Source organism: Wolbachia endosymbiont of Aedes albopictus (assembly GCF_024804185.1).
GTDB classification, from domain to species: domain Bacteria; phylum Pseudomonadota; class Alphaproteobacteria; order Rickettsiales; family Anaplasmataceae; genus Wolbachia; species Wolbachia pipientis_B.
Window position 1 is genome coordinate 185,682 of record NZ_CP101657.1, and the last position, 24,630, is coordinate 210,311.

The following is a 24,630-nucleotide window of genomic DNA, read 5'->3' on the forward strand; positions in this document are numbered from 1 at the left end:
TAAAGGATATATACTTATGCATTATATATTTTTTTGCATGAGGAGTTATATGAAAATGAAGAGATTATGCGTTTTGGCTGTGTTGCTTACTTCATCTCTAGCAGGTACAGCTACTAATAGTGCAAGTAAGTCAGATGCAAGTAAGTCAGGTGCAAGTAAGTCAGGTGCAAGTAAGTCAGGTACAAGTAAGTCAGGTGCAGCTACTAATAGTGCAAGTAAGTCAGAAGATCAGTACTATGCAGGTTTAAACTTTGGTGCTGGATGGGGTAGTGGCTTTGTAATGAAACCTAGCGTTGTTTTTGGTTATCATCATGATAAAAACTCTAAGTTTGAACTTGAGGTTCTTGCTAACATGAGTGATATTGCTAAGGGTACAAGGAAAATAGGGGCTAGCTTATTGGCAAATTACCGTTATTACCCTGACCTTGATATTGATCCCGTTAAGCTATATGTCAGCGGAGGTTTAGGAGGATACCTAAAAGTAATACCTTTTGGCTCTGTTAAGGCAAGTGAATCTCCAGAAGGGGATGGAACTGCTAAAGAGAATAAACAAGAGCCCCCCGGTCCATCTTTAGTAGACAACATACTAGGTTCTATTTCCTATAAACTGAAGGTTGGTGTTGATTATGAAATTGCCCCACAGATAGTTGGTACAGCTGGTGTCACCGCAGGCGGGCAACTAAGTCATATAAAAGCAAAACAAATACCAGATGCAATTCTGGAGGTAGGAATACGTTATAATTTTTAATGCTGCTACTTAGTTCATAAAGGTAGAGACAATGTTGAGGATGAAATAAACAGCATTAAAAAAATCTGGAAATATATGAGATACTTTTCGAATATGGTTTTGAACGTTAACTATAGATTAGAAAAATGATAAGAAAGAGGGTAAACTCCAGTATTTGTAACCGTTCACGGATTGTGAGAATGAATAAAGAACTAGATCCAAAGTGTGATGGTATGGATTTAGTATAAATAATTCAGGATGCTTGTGTCCACTGGTTACATATAAATTCATAAGGTTTTGAGAGTTTTGAGTCTTTTTGCGTAATATAACAAAGTTGTAAAGGTGTAACCACAATTCCTCCTTCAATGGTAACTTCTTATATATCATACAATCACACTTTGGACCTAAGCACTCCGTTCAACAAGCTAGAACTGCTATATTTGAATACATAGAAATTTTTACAAAAAACAGCGTAGGCATTCTGCTATTAATTATTGCATTCCTGAACATTGTGATTCATCATTCTTTTTGTAAAAAATTTTCTTAACTTTCTCTCCACTTTTTCTGGGTAAAGTCACAGAATTTTTTACTGGAAATCTTAATTTTGTCTTAGCAATAAATCAACTTAAGGTCATAATATCTTGACATTTATTTAATGTTGCTATATAATGGCTATGTACACTTTGTGTACTATAGCAATAAAATTACCTTGTAATAGGTGTATTGGACCCGAGGGCAGTACTCGGCGTCTCCACCATTTTTTTAATTTATATGGGGACGAATAAGGATCGACATGCATAGTAAAGATGGTAGCTTTGCTCGGTTAGACACCACCGCTAAGAGTTCATAATTTAAATGCAAACGATAATTTTGCTGCTGAAGACAATGTTGCAATAGCTGCTTAATTTAAGCACTATAACTTCATTGCTATACGCACGGTTCAGGGAACGCCGGGTAACAGAAGTTCCCCAAAAGTTTATGTATGTGAAAGTTATATGGAGCAAACAGATTACAAAAAATTGCTTAATTCTGCTAAGTTTCAAGTTATCAAAAAGACTTTAGATATTATATCAGGTAACGGTTTTACCCCTTACTTAGAAATATTATTTTTCACATATTTTAATGGTGTGACCATGCCAGATCGTTTGAAAAAGTCATACCCTATTCAAATGCTTATTATATTACAGCATCAATTCTATGATTTAAAAGTTTCTGAGGATAAATTTAGCGTCAGTTTGAGTTTTCAAGGAAAACAAGAGTGAATTACTATACCATTTTTTGCTATTAGTGAGTTTCGTGATAAAATTTCAGGGGATGTTTTGATATTTGACAAAATCAGTATCAATTCTGATAAAGAATACAAAAGTGAAAAATGTACTGAAAAATTATCAAACGGTAGTATTATATCCATAGATCAACTGCGTGATGAGTAATTGCTCATCTTTGTAAACAAAAAATATTAATAGAAAGAAGTGGTCTAACTTAAGTAATAGAACAGAGGGTAGACAAATATGCTAAATCTTTAATTGTTTGTTAATGCAGATGGCAAAATTTTTCTTACATATCATCAACTTTCTTTATTGAAAAGTTTAGAAAGATGTTGTAAAATTATTATAGTAGTAGACTTTGGTAAAACTTATGGCAGATTCAGGTATTGACATTAGCGAAAAAGTTTTAAAGAATCTCACTCGCCTAGCTAAAGTGAAAAACCAATCAGTTCAAGAGCTAACAGAGGAGTTTATACAAAAAGCAATTGAACATGAAGAAGATATGGCGATAGTCAAACTTGCTATCCAACGTGACACCCGAGATGCAAAATTCATTAAGCATGAAGACGTCAACTGGGGATAAATATTTAATCTGTTATGAGGAAAATGTAGTTCACGAAGACATTCCAAGTCTTCCTAAGACAATATGGTCAAGGATAAAAGAGATCTAAAAGAGCGCCTTACGCTTTCTCCTGAGAAGGCAGGAGACCCCTTGCTTGGTGAGTTCAAAGGATATCGTAGAGTACGAACGGGTGATTACCGCTTGGTTTATAGGATCATTAAACTAGAACGTGTAGTAATAATTACTGCAATAGAGCATAGAGAATATATTTACAACAATTAAACTCTATATCAGTAACTTTCTTTATTGAAAAATTCAGAAAAATGTTGTACAATTGTTACAGTAGTAGACTTTGGTAAAACTTATGGTAAACCCAAACACTAGTATAACTTTCAGCAAAGAAACTTTAGAGTGTCTTGCTGGATTAGCTAAAGTAAGAAATAAATCCATTCAAGATCTAGCAGAAAAATTAATGCAACAAGCAATCGAATTTGAAGAGGATACAATATTAGTTGAGCGTGCTATTGAACGCGATGTTCCAGGTGCGGAAGAGGTAGATGACAGCGAAGAAATCTGGAAGTAGTCTGTACACTATCAAATATCTTAAGAGTATTCGAAAGGACATATCAGCTTTTCCAGAAACTATAAAACTAAGGATTAAAAATGCAATAAGAGGACGTATTGCAACCGATCCTATTGGTAATGGTGAACCATTACAAGGTAAATTTAAAGGACAAAGAAAACTAAGGATTTGTGACTATCGTATCATTTATCGCGTAAATACTTTAGAACGTATAGTAACTATCACTTCAATAAAACACAGAAGAGAATCTTATAAGAAGAAATAAAATGTACTATAAATAGTATATATATTTTTATACAGCACTCCTTCCTCCTACCTTAGGTGCAGCTCAAAAAATGAAGTTTTTTTTGGTTCAGCAAAAATAACATTTTGAGTTTAAAAAGGCTAAATACTTGTCTTTTATATATCTTTCGTGTAATAGATATGTATGCATCCAATCATATATCTACTCAACACGTTACTTGATCTTTATAGCTTCATTCTAATATGTTGGGTTGTCTTAAACTGGCTGGTTAAACTTAATATGGTGAACATATATAATGAAACTGTCAGTAACATAATGCACATCTTGAACCAATTGACATATCCACCACTAAAGATTATTAGAAGATATATACCACCGTTCAATGGATTAGATTTATCTATAATGATATTGCTAATAACAATTCACTTTGTAAAATATACAGTAGCTTACTACTTTAGGTAGATGTTAAAAAAATATCTAAAATCAGCAATATATCCATCCCTTTTAATATATGTATATATATCAGTTTTTAGCTACAACTATAAAGATCCTTCCTTAAACACGGCTACAAATAAGGAAGTGACAAATTTAGGTGGAATAGTAGGTTCATATTTAGCTGATATATTGGTTCAATTTCTTGGATTAACTAGTGTTACAATAGCTACAACCATAGTTTACTTGTTGATCTTCAGGCCAGCAAAAATACTGCTGAAAATTCTCTATTTAATATTAATCAATTTAGGAGTATGTGCTATATTACCACAACTTTCGCTAGGCATCACAGTAAGGTACAGACACAGTGGAATAATAGGGAATGCACTCGTTAATAACTGCCCGTTTTATGTATTTGTGATAGTAACATTAATAGGTCTTGTAGGACTAATTGGTTGGAAGAGAACAATTTACTCTATATTTTTCCTATTCAAAAAAATAGCTTGCTTATTTGTAAATGTTCCATTCTTCAGATCACATAAAACTGCTGAGTATTCAATTGCACCATTAGTAGTAAAAGAAAAACATAGAATTACTAAACAACAACCAAAAGAAAGACAGAAAAAAGCTACTGAGGAGATTTTTAAACCTTCCAGTGAGTTCGAATTTCCAAGCATTCATTTACTTTCTAAAGCAGAGGAGTCTTTGCAGAGAAAGCAGCTGAATGAAATGGAGAGCAATAAAAATTTATCTCTGTTAGAACAAGTCCTGAGTGATTTTGGCGTGCAAGGAAAAATTATCAGTGTATGCTATGGACCGGTTGTGACTTTATACAAACTTGAACCACAAGCTGGTACGAAATCTGCAAGAGTAATTGGCCTTGCAGATGACATTGCACGTTCGATGAGTGCACTCTCTGCACGTATTTCAATAATTCGTGGGCAAAATGCTATGGGAATAGAGTTGCCGAACAAGGAACGAGAAATTGTAATGCTGCGTGATTTGCTTGAATCACCAGAATACCAGAATGCAAACTTAAATCTCCCAATTGCGCTTGGCAAAGAAATAAGCGGAAAACCAGTTATTGCAGATCTAACTAAAATGCCTCACTTGCTCGTTGCTGGAACCACAGGGTCAGGTAAATCAGTTGCGATTAACACTATGATTCTTTCACTCGTTTATCGATTAAGTCCTGACGAATGCAAGATGATAATGATCGACCCAAAAATGCTTGAGCTTTCAATATATGATGCAATACCGCACCTAATGGCGCCAGTAGTAACAGAGCCAAAAAAGGCTGTTATTGCTCTTAAGTGGATAGTGAAAGAAATGGAAAATCGCTACCGCATGATGTCGTATTTAAATGTACGCAATGTAATAAACTATAACCAAAAAATCACAGAAGCAATGAATAGTGGAATAGAATTGGAGCGCGTTGTGCAGATTGGCTTTAACTCAACAACAGGCAAACCTTTGTTTGAAAAAATACCAATCAAGATGGAGACATTTCCATATATTGTAGTGATCGTGGATGAAATGGCAGATTTGATGCTTGTTGCCGGCAAAGAGATAGAGTGCTCTATTCAACGTTTAGCTCAGATGGCTCGTGCTGCAGGAATACATATCATAATGGCAACACAACGCCCATCTGTGGATGTGATCACAGGTGTGATAAAGGCGAACTTTCCAACGAGAATCAGTTTTGCTGTTACTTCTAAGATAGATAGCCGCACAATACTTGGTGAACAAGGAGCTGAACAATTGCTCGGTATGGGTGATATGCTCTACATGGCTTCTGGTGGTAAGATTATTCGAGTTCACGGTCCATTTGTAAGCGATGATGAAGTGCAAAATATAGTTGATCATCTAAAAATGCAAGGTGAGCCAAATTATATGGAGGAAATCACCAAAGAAGATGAAAATTCTTCTGTGGAATCAGAAGGTGAAACAGAGGATGAAGAAAACGACCTCTACAATCAAGCAGTGGCCATCATTCAAAGAGATCAAAAAGTTTCAACCAGTTACATTCAGCGACAACTTAGAATAGGCTATAACAGAGCTGCAAATATTGTTGAAAGAATGGAAAAAGAAGGAATTGTCAGCTCTCCAAATTACTCAGGAAAGAGAGAGATATTGGTTGAATAGCAACCTTGTAATACCTTAATTTAAGTTTCCGCACTTTCAAAAAGCAAGTCAAACAAAATTATTAGAAGATCAATACATAATGACAATTGATTTAATACTAATTTAAGTACTAAAAACGTACAATAGTAATATATTAATTAGCTAGGGGGTTAAAATGGTAAAAGAAATTTTTAGTAATTGGTTAGGTGTAACAAAGAATACAGCGGACATCGCAAATAACGCAGCAATTGATGCAGCGCAGGCAACGGACATTGCAAATAACACGGCAATCAATGTAGCGCAGTCAGCAGACATTGCAAATAACACGGCAATCAATGTAGCGCAGTCAGCGGACATTGCAAATCTGGCAGCAGAAAATGCATCGCAGGCAGAGAAAATTACAAATCTGTCAGAGGCAGTAGCAGATCAACAAAAAATAATGATAGCTTGTATAGCAGTCAGTGTTGTTGCCGCAATAGCGATAACTTCTTTTGTTGCATTCTGCATCTATAAGGGAGTTAAGCTTGAGAGGGAGAAAGAAAAGAACTTATCTAAAGATACACCAGGCACAGAACTTAACAATCTAGGTAAATCGAACACATCGGGCACAAAACTTGACGCAGACGGTGGTACTAAACTGAGTAACTTAGAAGTGAATGGCTCAAAATCTGTAAATAATATAGCTGCATAACACTCTTCTTGAGAAGGTGTTACGCAACTTGTAACACCTTACTCTTCTCTTAGCCTATGTAGGTTTTTTGATAGTAAACATATCACTTTTTAGAAAAATATTTGTATTGTAAAGTTAGTAAATATTCTGGTTTACTTAAAGTTTGTTAATTGCTATCTTTTAAAACATGATATTTACTATAGCACCATATGCTTAGGATTTTTTCTAAAGTTTTGTTTATATTAATGTTTTTGGTTGCTAGCTTTTTTACTGTGCATAGTGCTGGAGCTAAATCTAAGCTCAGTAAGAGATACATACCTCCTGGTAACCCTGGTGGCGCAAACTTTCATACAGATGAGGATTTTGCTGAGTCATATAAACTGTATGAGAAGCGTAGGGAGCTCCTCAAGAAAAAAAAGTTACAAGATCGAGCTATAAATAAAGAAGATCTAATCAAAAAATTAAAAGAGAAAAAAATTGCTAGTCTTGATAATGAGCCAAATGACATGGAAGCGTGCATAGTCGACGATGAAGAGAGCGCTGTGATAAATCAGCATGGTATTAATATCGCACGTTTAAAGGGTGCTGTATTTATAGATCAAGAGCCAGTTTTCCAGTATGAAAGTAAGCAGCATGAAAATGAACAACAAGAAGGGAAGAAAGTTACTTCAACACGAGAAAAGAAAGTTTCTCCTATAAATATCACTATAAAAGAAACTCCATCAAGAAGAACGTGCTCACGTGATTCTATTGCTAATTTGGATAACGTAGATGCTTATAGTTTGAATGGGTCAAGTTCATTTGGCAGCGTAGCTGACACAGTAAAATAGTATCACAATATTGGCCATTAATAATATGCTAGATAAAGACCTGATATTGAATGACGATGCATATGAATTATCGCCAATTTCCAGGCACAAAACTCATGTTGTAGAAGTTGGAAAAGTAAAGATAGGAGGAAATAATCCTGTAGTTGTACAATCTATGGCGCTTGGTGTGCATATAGATTCTGATAATATAAAAAGTAGCGCAAAACATTATGCAAAAGAAATAACAGAACTAGCGCGCGCAGGTTCAGAGTTAGTACGGATTGCTTTGAATTCAGAGGAAGTAGCAAGGGCAATACCTTACATAGTAGAAGAGATAAATAAAGAAGGTTTTGACGGTAAAATATTGGTAGGTTGCGGTCAATATGAGCTAGATAAATTAGTTCAAGATTATCCAGACAACATCAAAATGCTGGGTAAAATTAGAATCAATCCAGGCAATATAGGCTTTGGCAACAAACGTGATGAGAAGTTTGAAAGGGTGATAGAGTATGCAATAATGCACGATCTTCCGGTTAGAATTGGAGTAAATTGGGGTAGTCTTAATAAATACCTTTTGCAAAAACTGATGGATGAAAACTCTTCGCTTAGTAATGCAAGGCCTTCTGATGTTATACTGCGCAAAGCACTTGTAATGTCTGCTCTTGATAGTGCAAAAAAAGCTGAAGAAATTGGTCTAAATTCAAACAAAATAATCATTTCATGTAAAGTTAGCAAAGTACAAGATTTAATTTTAGTTTATATGGCACTTGCAAAATCTTCCAATTATGCGCTGCATTTGGGTTTAACTGAGGCTGGTATGGGCAATAAAGGCGTGGTAAATACCGCAGCAGGGCTTACTTATTTATTGCAAAATGGCATTGGAGATACAATACGGGCTTCTTTGACTCAACGTCCTGGTGAATTGCGTACTAATGAAGTGGTGGTGTGTCAGGAAATATTGCAATCTATAGGCTTGCGACACTTTAACCCTCAGGTTAATTCATGTCCTGGTTGTGGGCGCACGAGTAGCGATCGTTTTCGTATATTAACTGAAGAAGTGAATGGCTATATAAAAACTCATATGCCGATATGGAAGAAAAAAAATCCAGGTGTAGAGCATATGAACATTGCTGTTATGGGATGCATAGTAAATGGTCCTGGAGAAAGCAAACACGCAAATTTGGGAATCAGCTTGCCTGGATATGGAGAAAAATCTGTTTCAGCAGTCTACAAAGACGGCAAATATTTCAAAACTTTACAAGGTGATAATGTCTCTGAAGAATTTAAGGCAATTATTGATAATTATGTGAAGGAGCATTACACGTAACCTTTCACAGTTAATTAATAGATAAATCGCAAATAAAAAAAGAAAATTAAACCTTGTTTTTCTTTTTTCGCTATTAATATATTTATAACACAATTGAGTTTAAATAGTTGGTATGAAAACCTTTTTACGAAATTTCTTGCACTATCTTCTGTCATCCCAGTGCTTGATACTGGGATCCATACCTTTTTTTCTCTGGTCACACGCTGAAATGACACCCAAGACGTGGTGTAATAGTTGTACAAGAATCCTACTAACTTTACTATTAATTCTATTTCCACTTTTAGCATCATCTATAAGCATTGAGAACATCGAAGAAAATTGCGATTACGAATATTACCCTAAATTAGATTCTTCTTCTGCTGATGAGTTACACGTTATAAAGCGAAATTATTATAGATACGGTAAGGAATTAAAAATACTAGCAGATGAGAGGATAAAGGAGATCACTTTAGGCACTAGTGATCTAACCAGACTGCATTCTGTGATTTTTAGCAAAACACGATCTTTCATTTGAGCTTTCTTCAATTTAAAGTAAATACAGAAAATTGCTACCTATAGCTAAACTGACCTTACCCAGAAAAAGTGGAGAGAAAGTTTGGAATGTTTTTTACAAAGAGAACAAACTATTTGCCATATTTTGAAAAAACGTTTTATTTTACTCCAAAAACGTCTTAACTTTCTCTCTACTTTTTCTGGGTAAGGTCACACTTGACTACTTGGATCTAGTATGATTTAATTAACCAAGAAGTAGACATGAAAAAATTATGTAGTGAACCAGTTTGCATGACGCTAAGAAGGAAAATATGGATAGAAAAACGAGAATAGAATCAGATAGCTTAGGGAAAGTAAAAGTACCAAGTGAACATTACTGGGGAGCACAGACTCAACGTTCTTTAGAAAATTTTAAGATTGGCACAGAAAAAATGCCAGAGCCTCTGATTAAAGCATTAGCAATAGTAAAACTTGCAGCAGCACGTGTTAACATGAAGCACGATGCTATAGATAATAAGGTAGGGGACGCAATCTGCACAGCCGCAAGGGAAGTAATAGATGGCAAATTTTATAATGAATTTCCGCTTGTTGTTTGGCAAACCGGATCCGGAACGCAGACTAATATGAATATGAATGAAGTGATCAGCAATCGCGCAATAGAGATTTTAGGTGGTAATCTGGGTAGTAAATCTCCAATACATCCAAACGACCATGTGAATTATGGTCAGTCATCAAATGACACCTTCCCAACAGCAATGCATATAGCAGCAGCAGAGCAAATAAACTGCTTGCTTATTCCAAATCTTGAAAAATTGCATAAGGTGCTGGATAATAAGGTTCAGGAATTTAAAAATATAATAAAAGTAGGACGTACTCACTTACAAGATGCAACACCCCTAACACTGGGACAGGAGTTTTCTGGCTATGCAGCCCAGATTAAAAAGGGGATAGAGAGAGTAAAATCAACTTTAAGTGGTATATACGAGCTTGCACAAGGTGGCACTGCGGTTGGCACGGGGCTCAATACTAAAAAGGGTTTTGCTGAAGATTTTTCAAGCCAAGTTGCAGAAATTACTAATCTTCCATTTATTTCAGCAGGCAATAAATTTGAAGCGCTAGCAGCAAACGATGCTTTAGTTGAGCTCAGTGGAACACTTAATACAGTAGCAGTCAGTTTAATGAAAATTGCAAATGATATAAGGTTGCTTGGTTCTGGTCCAAGATGTGGAATTGGGGAAATAATGTTACCGGAAAATGAGCCTGGTTCTTCAATTATGCCAGGTAAAGTGAATCCAACTCAGTGTGAAGCAGTAACTATGGTGTGCACTCAAGTTATGGGAAATCATGTTGCTGTGACCATTAGTGGTTCAAACGGTCATTTTGAATTGAATGTGTTTAAGCCAGTGATAATTTACAATGTTTTGCAGTCTATAAGACTTTTAGCTGATGCAAGTTTAAATTTTACAGAAAAATGTGTAGTTGGTATTAAGGCAAATGAAGAGAGGATAAAAGATTTACTGAATCAGTCGTTGATGTTGGTCACTATATTAAATACGCATATAGGGTATGACAATGCAGCAAAAATAGCGAAGCTTGCTTATAAAGAAAATATCACTCTAAAAGAAGCAGCAGCAAAACTTCAACTGCTCACTGAGGAGGAGTTTGAAAGGATAGTGAAACCAGAAGAAATGGTGAATTATTTGTAACCGTTGGGAGTGTTAAATAAACCATACGCGTCAAGTTAACACTGCCATTAAGTTAAGGAAAAAGAATGATGTCATGAAAGTAGCTTTCCATCCAAGAGAGTGTCATTCCAGTGCCCTGACTACTTGGATCCAGGAAGCTTACCAAGTAAATGTACAATAAGAACTAGATTCCAGACTGGAATGACATCCTACTTAACCGTCATACCGCGATTCATTCGCGGTATCTCTTAGCCGCTAACAAGTAGCGGGATGACGAGCTTATCATCATACCGCCGCGGTATCTCAGTCGCTAACAAGTGGCAACTGTTCTCCCTCGTCATACCGCGATTCATTCGCGGTATCCCTTAGCCGCTAACACATAGCGGAATGACGAAGATGCCACCACGAACCGTCATACCGCGATTCATTCGCGGTATCTCTTAGCCGCTAACAAGTAGCGGGATGACGGTTGTCGTTTAGCTATAAATATTAAGAAATTTACCAAACAAAAAAAAAGGCAAAAGAAGCCCCGTGGTGCGAGTTTTGACTCTATATTACTGTAAGTGGCGCTGTAATAATGTGCTAACGCTTAAAATAAGCGCGATTTGGCTGAATGTAGAAAAAATAAAAAAGACATGCAGCCGCTATAATTTTATGTAATCCGCCAATAAATACTCTGAGTTTTTTACTGAATTTTTGTTGTTGAACCTGCGCAGATCAAAAACAAGTTTTGAGTCACAAATACCCTTGATACTACAATAAGGGGGCTAGCGGAGTTTGTCAAGTAAGTTTTTACATCTAATTTATAGCTCCCTGCATGATACCGCGTATTATCTATACCAAGGTGTTCTTCTTGTAGATATTATACCAACAATCCACTATTTTTTTTATGTCTTGTGGTTTAGTTTCTGGACCTATACTGATTCTAATTGAACACTCTGCTTGCTCTTTTGTTGCCCCCATTGCAAGCAAAACATGGGAAGGCTCAACTTTTCCAGAAGAACATGCAGAACCATTACTAACTGCAATATGATTCAAGTCAAAATGCATGAGCTGCACATCACTCTTTACTCCTGGCATATAAATAAAACTTGTGTTTGGCAGCCTCTTAGAGTTTTTACCGAAGATTCTTATATCACTGGCAAGATTTAATAATTTACACTCTAATTGATTACGTAGCTCCTTTACTTCATCCATTTTTGATAGAAGGTCTGGAATATTTTGCAGTGCAGCAGAAAGGCCTGCGATCGCAACAATATTTTCCGTACCACCACGAAATCCCTTCTCTTGTCCACCACCTATTATAATAGGTTCTATCGCAAGTTCTTTATTGAATATTAAAACTCCATTGCCTGCTACACCGCCAAATTTATGGGCGGATAAAGTGAGTAAATCCACTCCTAAATCTTCCATATTAACTTTAATTTTCCCAACACTTTGAGCAGTGTCAGTGTGGCAAATTGCTCCAAATTTGTGTGCTATTTCAGCTATTTCCTTAACAGGCTGAATAACTCCGGTTTCGTTATTTGCCATCATAACTGAAACTATTGCTTTGTTTCCTTTAAGTTCACTTAGAATTTTTTCTAGCTCTAAAAAGTCAACAATGCCCTCCAGATTAACGGGTATTATACATGGATTACATGCAGAATTAAGAATTGAAGGATGCTCTATAGCTGAAATTACATGCAGATAGCCTGCTATTCCTCTCATAACAAGGTTATTCGCTTCAGTCGCACCAGACGTAAAAACTATTTCTTTATCACTTGGAACACCAATAGCATCACGTATGTTATCTCTTGCATCTTGAAGAATCTTCCTTGCTTCTTGTCCTCTTTTATGTAGTGATGATGGATTGAGCGTTTGTTTTAACAAGACCTCAAATATACTTTTTTTTACATTTTCACTAATTGGAGCAGTTGCATTGTAATCAGCATATACGCAACCACTATTTTCTAAAGAGAATGGACTCATCTGTCACTTAAATAAGTTTACCATCAACTATAGCCATAACTATGTACGTTAGCTTTAACATGATAAAAAATTTATTGCAAAAACAGCGAAATTAATACATAATTAATAATTCATGTCATCAATACCTGTCAAGCAGGTTTTTGTTAGGAGTTACCATGGTAGAAGTTTTTTTGAATAATGCAACAAGAAAGATAGAAGGTGAATACCACCAAAGCAAAGATGCCAACGCGCCGGTTGTGCTGATTTTACATCATCACCCTCAATATGGTGGTAATATGGGTAGTAAAATTGTACATGGTATATATACGTCTTTTATCGATAACAATTTTTCTGCATTGAAAATTAACTTTCGTGGTGTGGGAAAATCTACCGGAACTTTTGATAAGGGTATAGGAGAATTAACTGACGCTGCGGTAGCTATTGATTGGCTTCAGGAACATAATCCTAGCAACGTTCCAATTTGGATCGCTGGTTTTTCTTTTGGAGCATGGGTGGCTATGCAGCTAACAATGCGTCGCCCTGAGATAGTGGGTTTTATTGCTCTTTCTCTTCCAGTAACTAAGTACGATTTTTCTTTTCTTTCTCCCTGTCCAGTTTCTGGGCTTGTAATACAAAGCAGTAACGATACAATCTCAGAAGAAAGCGATGTAACAGAATTAGCAAAAAGGTTAATAAATTCAGTAAAAAGTAATCACATGAAATACCATATAATAGACGATACTAATCACTTTCTAAGGGATAAAGAAGAGGAAGTGACTCAAATCATAGATGGTTATATAAAACTGCGCTTAAACAGTGCAGCTATTTCTTCTCAAAAGGTCAAAAAAGAGGTAAGGGTAAAAGAATATGCCTAACCTTTACAAACAAGAGAAATGAGTGTAGTAATATAAATGAAAAGGTTTTGTTATGTTTAAAAAGCTATTATTTTTTGCTTTAGCTGTGTTTATATTATCGGGGTGTTCCCTAAGTAAACAGCGTAAGTTAAAAAGTCCGTGTATAAAAAGCAATGAAAGCGTTTCATGCGAGTTATACTCTGTTAATGATCATTGGTTAGATAAGTATAAGGCATAGGTAGTTTAAATTGTGCTATTTTTCCTATTCACAACTTCACTAATGATCGATCTCTCAATTGGAAAATGCAGTCTGCCTTTTCTGCAAGGAGATGATTGTGCGTTACTATAAGCATAGAGCTGTTATTTTCCTTTACGTAGGAATATAGCAGTAAAAACACGTTAAAAGAATTTGTTGGATCTAAATTTCCTGTTGGCTCATCTGCAAGTAAAAGCTTTGGAGAATTTACAATGCTTCTTGCAATTGCAATTCTCTGCCTTTCCCCACCCGAAACTTCAGATACCATGCTACTTGCTTTGTTTTCCAGACCAAATTTTCCCAACATTGCTTGCGAATTTTTTTTTGCTTCAGCTTTGCTTTTTCCTGCAATGAGTTGAGGAAGCATAATATTTTCCAACACCGATAACTCTTGTAACAAATAGTGAAATTGATAAACAAAACTAAGAAAATTTCTTCTTACATGGGTTTTATGCTTATTATTGGCTTGTGTGCAATTTATTCCATCTATCGTAACTATACCTGAAGTTGGCTTGTCCAACAAGCCTGCGATTTGCAATATAGTTGTTTTTCCTGCACCTGAATTGCCAATCAGCGCTACTACTTGCCCTCTTGTGACACTTAGGTTGATGTCTTTTACAACAGGAGAATTATCCTTGAAGCTTTTATCTACAGAAGTTAGTTCTAGAGCTACATTATCACTCATGTTTAAAAGACCTATAACCATACAAATGTTGTGCTTGCATAGCAAATGATAGTGCATGACCAGTAAAAAAGAAATAGAAGAATAAACCTCAGTGTTAAGTATACAACTATATGAACGTTGTAACTTGAGAGCACCCTCCACCAGAGAAGGGTGTCATCCCAGTGCTCCGACACTGGGATCCAGGAATTTTGATTGGACACTAAGCTGGTGAGCATAAAAGTAGCTAATCCTATGTTAAAACACAACGTTTGTGATGGGATTGCGTAAAAGGCTGGATTCCAGTGTCACGCACTGGAATGACATCAAATTTTTGACTAAACCGAGAAGCTGTTACCACAACCACATTGAGACTTAGCAAAGGCATTCTTTATTTGAAAACCAGAACCACTGAGATCCTCAGTATAATCTATAACTGAGTTATTTAAAAATTTTGCTGAACAATTATCAACCATTAATACAGGGTTTCCATTTTCATCATTAATCACTATATCTTTACCTTTTTCGCTAAAACTGGAGTGGCTTCTATAGTCCTCACTTTCTTCATAGTCATAGTCATCATCTTCGTCTTCGTCATCAAACTCATCATCGTAATCATCATCTTCATCATCCAAAGATAGATTTTTATTCATTTGATCCATAAGAAAATTGTATTTGAAGCCAGAACATCCACCACCTGAAACTGCAACCCGCAAAACGGAACTCTTATCTCCTTCCTGCTCTGCAAGAGAGTGGATTTTTTTTAGTGCATTATCAGTTAAGTTGATGTTGTAATTTGTTGACATAGTAACCACCGTTTATTATTGATAATTTATTATAGTAGAAATTTTACATGTCAAACAATAATTTTCTATTAAATTATGCATGCTTTCCAAGCAAAACAAAAGGGAGATACTTTAAAGAGCCAGAAGATGAGAATCGCAGCTGCTTTCAGCGTGATAGAGATCGCATTGTTCACTCTAATGCGTTTAGGAAATTGGAGTACAAAACACAAGTTTTTATCAATTATGAGCACGACTACTATCGCACTCGGCTTACTCATAGCCTTGAAGTTGCACAAATTGCAAGGTCCATTGCGCGTAGACTTGGCTTAAATGAGGATATCACTGAATGCATAGCGCTCGCACATGATCTTGGTCATCCTCCATTTGGTCATGCAGGTGAAGATGCTCTAAAGAAATCAGTTCAAGATTTGAATCTTGATAATGAGAAGTATGAGTTTGATCATAATGTTCAAGCTATAAGGATTTTAACTTATCTTGAACAAAAACATGCTGATTTTGATGGTATGAATCTAAGTTGGGAGGTGATTGAAGGGGTTGCAAAACATAACGGTCCCTTGCTTGGTCAAAACGCGGAGTCTTCTACAAATAATCAGCTGTTATTAAAATATAATGAAAAATACGATCTAAAACTTGAGGAATTTTCAAGCATTGAAGCGCAAGTTGCTTCAATTGCCGATGATATTGCTTACAGTGTTCACGATCTTGATGATGCACTCAGAGCAAATTTAGTAACCATCGAAGATTTGCTAAATGTCCCTTTAATTGGAAAAATGTTTAAAGACGTAAGGAGCGGATATTCAGAATTGCCTCAGAGCAAACTCATACATGAATCACTGAGTGGAACTATAGGAACTATGATAAGTGATGTTGTTTCTCAGACTGAAAGAAATATTGAAGATCACAAAATAAAAAGCGTAGAAGACGTAAGAAGTCTAAATAAAATGCTAGTCACATTTTCACCAGAAGTTGCGAATGCTACAAAAGAAATGAAAAGATTCAACATGGAGAAAATATACAGAAGCTATAAACTGAGTAGAACGATGAACAAAGCAAAACGCATAATACAGGAACTTTTTCAATGTTTTTATGAAAACCCAGGATTACTTCCCACAGAGTGGAGCAAACTCGCTTGTAAATCTCAGCGTTCAGTAATAATATGTGACTATATCTCAGGTATGACAGATAGATTTGCCATACACGAGCACAGAAGAATTTTTGATACCTCCTATGAAATGACTTCTTTCTAATGACAGATGATCACTTCATGTCAATTGCATTAAAGCTTGCAGAAAAAAGTCTTGGGAATGTTGCACCAAATCCTGCTGTTGGGTGCGTTATTGTAAAGGATGGTACAATTATTAGTGAGGGATATACAGGGATCGGTGGACGTCCGCATGCAGAGGTAGTTGCTTTGCAAAACACTAAAGATTCAACTCATGGTGCAACTATATATATCACTCTTGAGCCATGTTGTCATCACGGAGTCACAGGACCTTGCACTGCAAAAATCATAAAAGCTGGTGTAAGAAGGGTAGTAATTGCAACTATTGACCCAGATAGTAGAGTTTCAGGTGGAGGCATTAAAGCTCTGAAAGAAGCAGGAATTGAAGTTGAGCAAGGTATTATGCAAAAAGAGGCAGAAGAACTGAATGTTGGTTTTTTAACCACTAAAGAATTACATAGACCATTTATAGCTTGCAAAATCGCAACAACTCTTGACGGAAAAATCGCAACATTTACAGGCGATAGCAAATGGATAATAAGTGAGGATACAAGAAATTGGGTGCATGAGCTTAGAGCAAAATATGATGCAATTATGATTGGCAGCAATACCCTCATTAATGACGATCCACTCTTAACTTGCAGATTACCAGGCCTTGAAAATAGATCGCCAATAAGGCTAATTATAGATAGCCAAGCAAAATTGAAGGAAGAGCACAATATTGCAAAGACTGCAGATAAAGTAATAACTTGGGTAATCACAAGTAAGGAAGTAGAGAGAAAAATAAAAAACATTAATTATTTGATAGTCAATTCAAATCACAAACCTCCTGTTATTCCAGATGTCACCCCAACACACTCTCCTGTCATTCCAACGCCTTCTCCTGTCATCCCAGTGCCCAGACACTGGGATCCAGAAAACTTCAAGCAATTGCATAATGAAAACTGGTCACGCGCTGGAATGACATCGGAACCTGATGTTATCGGCAAAGTCTGCCTAAAAGACATGGCATCAAAACTTGTTTCAGAAATTGGTATAACAAGATTATTAGTTGAAGGTGGAGGAGTGTTAATTACAGAGCTACTGAAGCATAATTTAATCGACAGGCTGATAATCTGCCGTAGTGGTAAAATTCTAGGTAATGATGCCATGTCTTTTATAGGAGATTTAGGGATTCAATCCATAAATGAATGTTATCAGTTCAAAAAAGCAGAGATAATAGAGTTTAGTGAGGATGTAGTTGAGGTGTGGGATAGATTACCGTAACTCTTCTCAAATGAAAAAAAGAGGCAGAACCACCTCTACCTCTTGTGCTATTTAGTTTAGGGCTGGGCCTTTTTCTTGGAACTTATCTTCAAATATTTTCATAACTTCAGGTTTTTGTAGTTCATATTTAAGATTGAGTGCTTCACCTTTCTCACCTTGAGGTCCTTTATCGCCAACTGGTCCTTTATCACCTTGAGGTCCTTTTTCACCAATCGCATTCATTTGCTGATATGAAACATAAGCTGCTGCAGCAGAATATATAGCTGCAATAAATAGAACTGCAATTCCAGCAGGGCTAGCAACAAGTGCTAAAGATGCAGGGCCAGCAATTACTTTAGTAGCAATCAATATTGCCGTTATTGCTCCCGCTAAAGATGCAAGTGCAACTGTACCTTCAATACCTATTTTTGTTATATGTGCAGTATTTTCCCACTTCCATATAGTTTGATCTTTATCTGTAGTCATAATAGTCCCCTTATAATAAGGCTAATAAAAAGATTAAGTGTGTGTTAATAGATGCATGTTAGTCAAGCTATTTTTTACATAAAGTATATATTTCAAGCTAAACTGTTATCAGTTGTATATAATTAACATATGAAACATGCTTGGCTGAATCTCGATAAACCAATAGGAATTAGTTCTGCACAAGCTGTAACCCAAGTTAAAAAGATCTTTGGAATTGAGAAAGCTGGTCATCTGGGAACACTTGATCCTTTAGCTTCAGGTGTGTTGCCAATTGCTTTTGGCGAGGCAACGAAAACTATACCGTATTTATCTTGTGACTTAAAGGCATACGATTTTACAATAAAATGGGGCGAACAAAGAACAACGGATGATTTGGGTGGTGATATCATTAGAACTAGCAATATAAAACCCGAATATAATCAAATAAATTGTGCAATTGAAGATTTTATTGGTGAGATCAAGCAGACTCCTCCTCAATTTTCAGCAATAAAAATCAAAGGAGCAAGGGCGTATAAATTGGCAAGAAGTGGGCAAAAGGTAAATATAAAACCCCGACAAGTCAAAATACATGAGCTGAAATTGATATCTGTGGACACCATAAATAATAGTGCAGATTTTTCTATGATGTGCGGTAGTGGTGTATATGTGAGATCAATTGCTCGGGATCTTGGCATTACATTAAATTGTTTTGGACACATTACGAAATTAAGAAGAACTATGGTAGGTGACTTCAGAAAAAACGAATCAGTGACAATTGGACAGCTCGCTGAAAGAAACACAATAACTTACTCTCCGATAACAAAAGGTGATACTGGAGTAATAGAAGGTACAGGGAGTAATGTAAAAAGTTTCATCATTCCCATTGAATCGGTTTTAAGATCGATGTTCAAAGTTGAAATTTCCCCAGAAGATGCGGGGAAAATCAGAAAAGGTCAGGAAATTGTATTAAATAACTTGCGTAATTTAAAGAATTATGATATTTGTTGTACGATAGTGGGTAGTGTACCTATTGCAATCTGCAGTTTTATTTATGGTTGTGTGAAACCCATTCGTGTTTTTAATATTTAAAATGAGGTTTAGATGTCGATAACATCCGAAAAGAAAAAGAGTTTGATAAATATATATGCAATTAAAGAAGATGATACAGGTTCATCTTTTGTACAATGTGCAATTTTGACCGAGAGGATCAGCAACTTAACTGAGCATTTTAAAGTGCACAAGCATGACCATCACTCTAAGCGTGGTTTACTTATATTGATAGGTAGAAGACGCAAGCACTTAAATTATATAAAGCGTAGATTTGGTAATGAAGCCTACCAGGAATTAATAGAGAAGTTAGGCATTAGAAAATAATCGAGGAATTTAGTATGTTTAAAATTATAAAAAAATCTATAGAGTGGGGTGGTCGTGCCTTATCTTTAGAAACAGGAAAAATAGCACGCCAAGCTCATGGTTCAGTAGTTGTAAATTACGGTGATACTTCTGTTTTAGTAACTGTTGTACGTAAAGAGAAGGAAGAAAGCGTTGATTTCCTACCTTTAAATGTGCAGTTTATCGCAAAAAGCTATGCCATGGGTAAGATCCCTGGTGGTTTTTTTAAAAGAGAAGGCAAGCCATCTGATAGAGAAACTTTAATCTCAAGAGTAATAGATAGGAGTGTAAGGCCACTCTTTCCAGAAGGATTTCATGATGAAATTAGTGTGGTGTGTAATCTATTAACTTATGATACAGTCAATCCTCCTGAAGTGCCAGCATTGATTGGTGCTGTTGCAGCTCTTGCGATTTCTGGTGTTCCTTTTCACTTTACTATAGCTGGAGTGATAGTTGGTTGTGATGAAAATAATAACTATATACTCAACCCTTCTGTTCAAGAGATGAAAGCAAGCAGCTTGGATCTGTTTTTGTCCGGTGATGAAAATTCAATTTTAATGGTTGAATCAGAAGTAAAAGAGCTCTCTGAAGAAAACGTTTTTAATGCAATAAAATTTGGCCATGAACACCTTAAACCTGTCATCAAGCTCATAAAAGAGTTTGCTGATACAGTTGGCAATAAGCCTGAAAGCTTTGCTCCTGTTGATACATCAGATATAACACAAGAGCTCGAAAAATACGGTAAAGATTTTGAAAAAGCATATTTGCAAACAGTAAAACAAGAGCGAGTTCAAGCTCTAGAAGCGGTCAGAGAGAATATATTGAACACTCTTAAAGAGACTGGAAAAGATGAAAAGTTAATTACGTATGCAATAAAAAACTTTGAAAGATCTTTAGTACGTGAAATAATTAGGAAGAAAGGTGTAAGGATAGACGGTCGTAAGCATGATGAGATACGTCAGATAGAAGTTGAAGTTGATGTTCTGTCCAGAACTCACGGTTCTGCACTATTTACAAGAGGCAATACTCAGGCACTGGTTGTTACTGCTCTTGGCACTACTCAAGATGAGCAAATTGTGGATGATATTGAAGGGGATAGACGTGAGCATTTCATGTTGCATTATAACTTTCCCTCATTTGCTGTTGGAGAAACTTCTGCTGCACGTGCACCAGGAAGAAGAGAAATCGGTCATGGCAAACTTGCTTGGAAAGCAATTCATCCTGTTTTACCTGATAAATCCGAATTCCCTTATACAATAAGAGTAGTATCTGAAATTATGGAATCTGATGGTTCTTCTTCTATGGCAACAGTTTGTGGGACTTCTCTTGCTTTAATGGATACGGGTGTGCCAATAAAGGCCCCTGTTGCTGGAATTGCTATGGGTCTCATTCAAGATAAAGACGAGTATGTAATACTTTCCGATATATTGGGTGATGAAGATTATCTTGGTGATATGGACTTTAAAGTAGCAGGAACTAGTGAAGGGGTTACGGCGTTACAAATGGACATGAAAATTTCTGGTATAAGCTTTGAAATTGTTGAAAAATCTTTAGAACAGGCAAAAGCTGGAAGATTACATATTTTAGAAAAAATGAATGCAGTGATTTCAGAACACAGTGATGACGTCAAAGACCATGCACCAAGGATGTTATCATTTTACATAGATAAAGACAAAATTTCTGCAGCTATTGGTGCTAAAGGAAAAAATATACGTAGTGTGTGTGAAAGAAGTAATGCAAAAATTGAAATAGGAGATGATGGTAAAGTTTCTGTTTTTGCCACGAGTGGTACTGAAGCTGAAATTGCAAAGAGTATGATGATTGATTCAATAACAGAACTAGAGCAAGGTTCTATAGTTGATGTCAAAGTTGTAAAAATAGAGAAGTCTATTGTAGAGCTTGAATTTCTTAATGGCAGAAAAGGAAAAATGCACATAAGTGAAGTAGCTAATGAACACATAGATTCTATAGAGAGCATACTTAAACAAGGTGATACTTTCAAAGCACTAGTAATTGATTTCGAAAAAGGTGGATGTCCAAAGTTGTCAAGACGTCGAGTTGATCAAGAGACGGGAGAGTTTTTTGAAGGTGAGCTTTACAACGAGGAAAGGAAAGATGGTCCAAATGACAGGGATAATTATTACAATAATTCATTTAATAGGAAACCTGGAGGAAGTCACCATAAGAGGCCTTCTCGTCCTCGTTCTGGCTTCAGCAACAGAAATAGGCCGAAATTTGGTAATAATGATTCATCATCAGGCTTTTATTAAGAGTAAACTTCTTGCGTTACCTCTTGTCATCCAAGTAGCTTGACTACTTGGACCAGAGACTTTTTCAAATTGGTAGATAATAGAAATAATTTGTGTTAATTAGCTAAAGATCTTAGGTTTGCCAACATTCCGCTACGTGTTAGCGGCTGAGATACCGCGAACGAATCCATAGCTGTACGAACATTGTGATTTTGGCCCATCAGATCCCAGTGCTTGACACTGGGATCCAGGAATTTTATTAAGTTGGTAAGCATAAAAGTAGCCATTTTATGTAAAAATACAACATTTTGATGATTATGAAAAAGCTGGATCCCAGTGTCAAGCACTGGGATGACATCATAGAGGCACTGGAATGACACCTTCCTAGTGGAAATTGCTCTCAAATCATAATGTTCGTACAATTATGGAATAAATCGCAGTATGACGTAGGGCTGCACTAGCTATATAGGATTACCACGATGGATTTTTAAGATCGTTTACGGCCTTCTTAATATCTTCAGTCTTGAATATTGCCGATCCCGCAACTAAAATATCAGCACCTGCTTTTATTATATCAGCTGCGTTAGAAAAGTTAATTCCACCATCTACTGAAATTTGTGTTTTAAGATTACGCTCCTGTATCATTTTTTTTATAGTAGATATCTTGTTCAATTGTGAATGAATAAATTCCTGCCCTCCAAAGCCAGGGTTGACTGTCATAATCAGCACAATATCTAGCTCATGTATTATGTATTCAAGCACACTTGGAGAAGTTGAAGGAACAATTGAAACTCCAACTTGAATCGGTTTTTTTGCATCGTTTACATTTTTGTATGACTTTATCTTTCTTATCAATCTCTCAAGATGTATCTCTGCTTCTGCATGTACAGTGATAATATCAGCACCAGCATTTATAAAGCTTTCAATATGGTCACCAGGAGATTTGACCATTAAATGCACATCAAAAGGAAGATTGCTATATTTACGTATTGCAGAGACAACGCTAGGACCAATTGTAATATTTGAGACGAAATTCCCATCCATAACGTCTATGTGTATGTAATCCACACCTAAATCGCTAATTTTTCTTACTTCTTCTCCTAACTTTGCAAAGTCTGCTGAAAGTATAGAAGGTGCAATTTTAATACTCATGAGCTGTTCTTTACTAAAAGATAACTTATTTTCAAAACTCTGTCACCCTAATACTATTTGCATCATCTGAGTAGCTATAGGAACTGGATACCGATATCGGCGATGGTTTATGCCTATTTAACTAGATCTTAAATTAGATAAAAAAAGGTAGTCTTGATAAAACTTATTTACAACAAGTTTTTTTACATTTGGATTTTCTGTTTTTTCTTTTTTGTACCCTAATTTATAGCTTATTGAATCCTTATATGAACTGATCGTTTTGTATGCTTTGTTCATCTCTCTAGGAAAGATGCCATTGGCAATTACGACGCATAACCCTGTAGCTGTTGCAAAAGCTAGAGTGGTAAATGCTAGATTTTGTAAAAAATTCCTTCCACTAATTTTTTTTTCCTGTATATTAGCAGAGTGCGATCTGTTTGATGCTTCTTCTAGATGTTCATACCATATATGACTGCAGTTCGTACACTTTACCTTTCTTCCAAATGCACCAATTTGCTCAGAAGATACTAAGTAAGTTTTAGTACAACTATTACATTGTATTTTCATAGCACTTACATATAAAGTGGTAACAAGCTCAAATGATACAGAGCTATAAATTTAATATTAATATATATAACAAATGGAAAGTTTGCAACTAAAAAAAACACAAAGTGAGATAGAAAATATTTGGAAAAATAGAGAAAAATTTAATGATTGTAACCTAAAGGAAACAGCAAGAATAGCGATTAAAGAGGTAATTGAGCTCCTTGATAGTGGCAAAATTAGAGTAGCAGAAAAGCTATCAAGTGGAGAATGGGTAGTACATAAGTGGATAAAGCAGGCAATATTATTACATTTTCTCACTGAAGAAAACAAAATAATAGACAATACCAATTGCTGGTTTGACAAGATCGGTAACAAATTTAGTGAATGGAATGAGGAAAAATTTCGCCAGTTAAAAATTAGAGCAGTTCCTGGGTGTTTTGTCCGCCGATCTGCTTATATAGGTATAAATGTTGTTCTAATGCCAAGTTTTATCAACGTTGGTGCATATGTTGATTCAGGAACAATGATAGATACCTGGTCAACGATTGGTAGCTGTGCGCAAATAGGAAAAAACTGCCATATTTCCGGTGGAGTGGGAATAGGTGGAGTCCTTGAGCCTATTCAAGCTTCACCTGTCATTATAGAAGATAATTGCTTTATTGGAGCACGTAGCGAGGTAGCCGAGGGTGTGGTAGTTAGAGAAGGATCAGTCCTTGGCATGGGTGTGTTTATTGGAGCATCAACAAAGATTATTGATAGAGAAACTAGCGAGGTATTTTATGGCGAAGTGCCACCTTGTTCTGTAGTGGTACCAGGGTCTATTCCATCTAAAAATAACATTTCAACCTATTGTGCAGTTATAGTAAAAAAAGTGGATGAAAAGACGAGATCGAAAACCTCTATAAATGAAATATTGAGGGATTAAACTAT

29 protein-coding genes, 1 other RNA gene and 2 pseudogenes are annotated in these 24,630 nt (G+C 35.9%); 24 read left to right on the top strand and 8 right to left on the bottom strand.

Going from position 1 to position 24,630, the window contains the following annotated elements:
• Positions 1–49: 49 nt before the first annotated feature.
• A complete protein-coding gene (locus NHG98_RS00895; protein WP_096616873.1) occupies positions 50–748 on the top strand; it encodes a hypothetical protein in 699 nt (232 codons plus the stop codon).
• A gap of 117 nt (positions 749–865) precedes the next feature.
• Here NHG98_RS00895 and NHG98_RS06450 read toward each other — a convergent pair.
• Positions 866–1,053, bottom strand: a pseudogene (locus tag NHG98_RS06450) (hypothetical protein); the annotation flags it as partial.
• A gap of 80 nt (positions 1,054–1,133) precedes the next feature.
• Here NHG98_RS06450 and NHG98_RS06490 point away from each other — a divergent pair.
• From NHG98_RS06490 to NHG98_RS00965, 15 genes and pseudogenes are all read left to right on the top strand, one after another.
• Positions 1,134–1,261: pseudogene (locus NHG98_RS06490) on the top strand (IS3 family transposase); the annotation flags it as partial.
• Between the two features lie 103 nt (positions 1,262–1,364).
• Positions 1,365–1,700: a transfer-messenger RNA gene (gene ssrA, locus NHG98_RS00900) on the top strand.
• 22 nt (positions 1,701–1,722) lie between these two features.
• A complete protein-coding gene (locus tag NHG98_RS00905) occupies positions 1,723–1,989 on the top strand; it encodes a ClpXP protease specificity-enhancing factor SspB (RefSeq protein ID WP_259245444.1) in 267 nt (88 codons plus the stop codon).
• A gap of 376 nt (positions 1,990–2,365) precedes the next feature.
• Positions 2,366–2,578, top strand: a complete 213-nt coding sequence (locus tag NHG98_RS00910) for a hypothetical protein (protein WP_096616875.1) — start codon at positions 2,366–2,368, stop codon at positions 2,576–2,578.
• 63 nt (positions 2,579–2,641) lie between these two features.
• Positions 2,642–2,839 (top strand): type II toxin-antitoxin system RelE family toxin, encoded by a 198-nt coding sequence (locus NHG98_RS00915; RefSeq protein ID WP_259245445.1) that lies wholly within the window; start codon positions 2,642–2,644, stop codon positions 2,837–2,839.
• An 82-nt stretch (positions 2,840–2,921) separates the two neighbouring features.
• Positions 2,922–3,140: a hypothetical protein gene (locus tag NHG98_RS00920; RefSeq protein ID WP_096616877.1), complete on the top strand. Its 219-nt coding sequence runs from the start codon at positions 2,922–2,924 to the stop codon at positions 3,138–3,140.
• The gene (locus tag NHG98_RS00925) at positions 3,115–3,405 is read left to right on the top strand and encodes a type II toxin-antitoxin system RelE family toxin (RefSeq protein ID WP_096616880.1); all 291 of its coding nucleotides are present in this window, start codon (positions 3,115–3,117) and stop codon (positions 3,403–3,405) included. Before NHG98_RS00920 ends, NHG98_RS00925 begins: the two co-directional genes overlap by 26 nt.
• Positions 3,406–3,567: 162 nt before the next feature.
• A complete protein-coding gene (locus NHG98_RS00930; protein ID WP_096616882.1) occupies positions 3,568–3,846 on the top strand; it encodes a YggT family protein in 279 nt (92 codons plus the stop codon).
• Entirely contained in the window at positions 3,847–5,961 is a 2,115-nt protein-coding gene (locus NHG98_RS00935; protein ID WP_096616884.1) for an FtsK/SpoIIIE family DNA translocase, read from the top strand.
• A gap of 154 nt (positions 5,962–6,115) precedes the next feature.
• The gene (locus tag NHG98_RS00940) at positions 6,116–6,631 is read left to right on the top strand and encodes a hypothetical protein (protein ID WP_096616886.1); all 516 of its coding nucleotides are present in this window, start codon (positions 6,116–6,118) and stop codon (positions 6,629–6,631) included.
• A 188-nt stretch (positions 6,632–6,819) separates the two neighbouring features.
• Positions 6,820–7,440, top strand: coding sequence for a TRP75-related protein (locus tag NHG98_RS00945; protein WP_096616888.1), 621 nt, complete (start codon positions 6,820–6,822; stop codon positions 7,438–7,440).
• 25 nt (positions 7,441–7,465) lie between these two features.
• On the top strand, positions 7,466–8,746 hold the full coding sequence (gene ispG / locus NHG98_RS00950; RefSeq protein ID WP_096616890.1) for a flavodoxin-dependent (E)-4-hydroxy-3-methylbut-2-enyl-diphosphate synthase: 1,281 nt from the start codon (positions 7,466–7,468) through the stop codon (positions 8,744–8,746).
• Positions 8,747–8,858: 112 nt separating this feature from the next.
• On the top strand, positions 8,859–9,260 hold the full coding sequence (locus NHG98_RS00955; protein ID WP_259245446.1) for a hypothetical protein: 402 nt from the start codon (positions 8,859–8,861) through the stop codon (positions 9,258–9,260).
• Positions 9,261–9,549: 289 nt separating this feature from the next.
• Entirely contained in the window at positions 9,550–10,944 is a 1,395-nt protein-coding gene (gene fumC / locus NHG98_RS00960) for a class II fumarate hydratase (RefSeq protein WP_096616894.1), read from the top strand.
• 99 nt (positions 10,945–11,043) lie between these two features.
• The gene (locus NHG98_RS00965; protein WP_259245447.1) at positions 11,044–11,175 is read left to right on the top strand and encodes a hypothetical protein; all 132 of its coding nucleotides are present in this window, start codon (positions 11,044–11,046) and stop codon (positions 11,173–11,175) included.
• Positions 11,176–11,757: 582 nt separating this feature from the next.
• Here NHG98_RS00965 and NHG98_RS00970 read toward each other — a convergent pair.
• A complete protein-coding gene (locus NHG98_RS00970) occupies positions 11,758–12,894 on the bottom strand; it encodes a cysteine desulfurase family protein (protein WP_096616053.1) in 1,137 nt (378 codons plus the stop codon).
• A gap of 155 nt (positions 12,895–13,049) precedes the next feature.
• Between NHG98_RS00970 and NHG98_RS00975 the strand changes: the two genes are divergently transcribed.
• Positions 13,050–13,748, top strand: a complete 699-nt coding sequence (locus NHG98_RS00975; protein WP_096616051.1) for an alpha/beta hydrolase — start codon at positions 13,050–13,052, stop codon at positions 13,746–13,748.
• A gap of 52 nt (positions 13,749–13,800) precedes the next feature.
• The gene (locus NHG98_RS00980; RefSeq protein ID WP_096616049.1) at positions 13,801–13,965 is read left to right on the top strand and encodes a lipoprotein; all 165 of its coding nucleotides are present in this window, start codon (positions 13,801–13,803) and stop codon (positions 13,963–13,965) included.
• Between the two features lie 28 nt (positions 13,966–13,993).
• On the opposite strand, the gene NHG98_RS00985 is transcribed toward NHG98_RS00980, so the two are convergent.
• Together NHG98_RS00985 and NHG98_RS00990 are read right to left on the bottom strand one after the other, a co-directional pair.
• Positions 13,994–14,668: an ABC transporter ATP-binding protein gene (locus tag NHG98_RS00985; RefSeq protein ID WP_096616047.1), complete on the bottom strand. Its 675-nt coding sequence runs from the start codon at positions 14,666–14,668 to the stop codon at positions 13,994–13,996.
• A 314-nt stretch (positions 14,669–14,982) separates the two neighbouring features.
• Entirely contained in the window at positions 14,983–15,450 is a 468-nt protein-coding gene (locus NHG98_RS00990; RefSeq protein WP_096616045.1) for a HesB/IscA family protein, read from the bottom strand.
• A 47-nt stretch (positions 15,451–15,497) separates the two neighbouring features.
• Between NHG98_RS00990 and NHG98_RS00995 the strand changes: the two genes are divergently transcribed.
• Positions 15,498–16,697 (top strand): deoxyguanosinetriphosphate triphosphohydrolase, encoded by a 1,200-nt coding sequence (locus NHG98_RS00995; RefSeq protein WP_096616043.1) that lies wholly within the window; start codon positions 15,498–15,500, stop codon positions 16,695–16,697.
• A complete protein-coding gene (gene ribD / locus NHG98_RS01000; protein WP_096616041.1) occupies positions 16,697–17,938 on the top strand; it encodes a bifunctional diaminohydroxyphosphoribosylaminopyrimidine deaminase/5-amino-6-(5-phosphoribosylamino)uracil reductase RibD in 1,242 nt (413 codons plus the stop codon). Before NHG98_RS00995 ends, ribD begins: the two co-directional genes overlap by 1 nt.
• A gap of 51 nt (positions 17,939–17,989) precedes the next feature.
• Here the strand turns inward: ribD and NHG98_RS01005 are convergent, their stop codons facing one another.
• Complete coding sequence (locus tag NHG98_RS01005; RefSeq protein WP_259245448.1) at positions 17,990–18,403, bottom strand: collagen-like protein; 414 nt, start codon at positions 18,401–18,403, stop codon at positions 17,990–17,992.
• A gap of 129 nt (positions 18,404–18,532) precedes the next feature.
• On the opposite strand from NHG98_RS01005, the gene truB reads away from it, so the two are divergent.
• Genes truB through pnp form a run of 3 tightly spaced genes read left to right on the top strand, consistent with a single transcriptional unit; the run spans position 18,533 to position 22,044 of the window.
• Complete coding sequence (gene truB / locus NHG98_RS01010; protein WP_096616039.1) at positions 18,533–19,471, top strand: tRNA pseudouridine(55) synthase TruB; 939 nt, start codon at positions 18,533–18,535, stop codon at positions 19,469–19,471.
• 12 nt (positions 19,472–19,483) lie between these two features.
• Positions 19,484–19,756, top strand: coding sequence for a 30S ribosomal protein S15 (rpsO, locus tag NHG98_RS01015; protein WP_096616037.1), 273 nt, complete (start codon positions 19,484–19,486; stop codon positions 19,754–19,756).
• 14 nt (positions 19,757–19,770) lie between these two features.
• Entirely contained in the window at positions 19,771–22,044 is a 2,274-nt protein-coding gene (gene pnp, locus NHG98_RS01020) for a polyribonucleotide nucleotidyltransferase (protein ID WP_096616035.1), read from the top strand.
• A gap of 95 nt (positions 22,045–22,139) precedes the next feature.
• On the opposite strand, the gene NHG98_RS01025 is transcribed toward pnp, so the two are convergent.
• From NHG98_RS01025 to NHG98_RS01035, 3 genes are all read right to left on the bottom strand, one after another.
• Positions 22,140–22,427, bottom strand: a complete 288-nt coding sequence (locus NHG98_RS01025) for a hypothetical protein (protein WP_259245449.1) — start codon at positions 22,425–22,427, stop codon at positions 22,140–22,142.
• A 67-nt stretch (positions 22,428–22,494) separates the two neighbouring features.
• Complete coding sequence (rpe, locus tag NHG98_RS01030) at positions 22,495–23,175, bottom strand: ribulose-phosphate 3-epimerase (RefSeq protein ID WP_096616671.1); 681 nt, start codon at positions 23,173–23,175, stop codon at positions 22,495–22,497.
• A 117-nt stretch (positions 23,176–23,292) separates the two neighbouring features.
• A complete protein-coding gene (locus NHG98_RS01035; protein WP_096616673.1) occupies positions 23,293–23,721 on the bottom strand; it encodes a zinc-ribbon domain-containing protein in 429 nt (142 codons plus the stop codon).
• Positions 23,722–23,794: 73 nt separating this feature from the next.
• Between NHG98_RS01035 and dapD the strand changes: the two genes are divergently transcribed.
• Positions 23,795–24,625, top strand: a complete 831-nt coding sequence (gene dapD / locus NHG98_RS01040) for a 2,3,4,5-tetrahydropyridine-2,6-dicarboxylate N-succinyltransferase (protein WP_259245450.1) — start codon at positions 23,795–23,797, stop codon at positions 24,623–24,625.
• Positions 24,626–24,630: the final 5 nt, after the last annotated feature.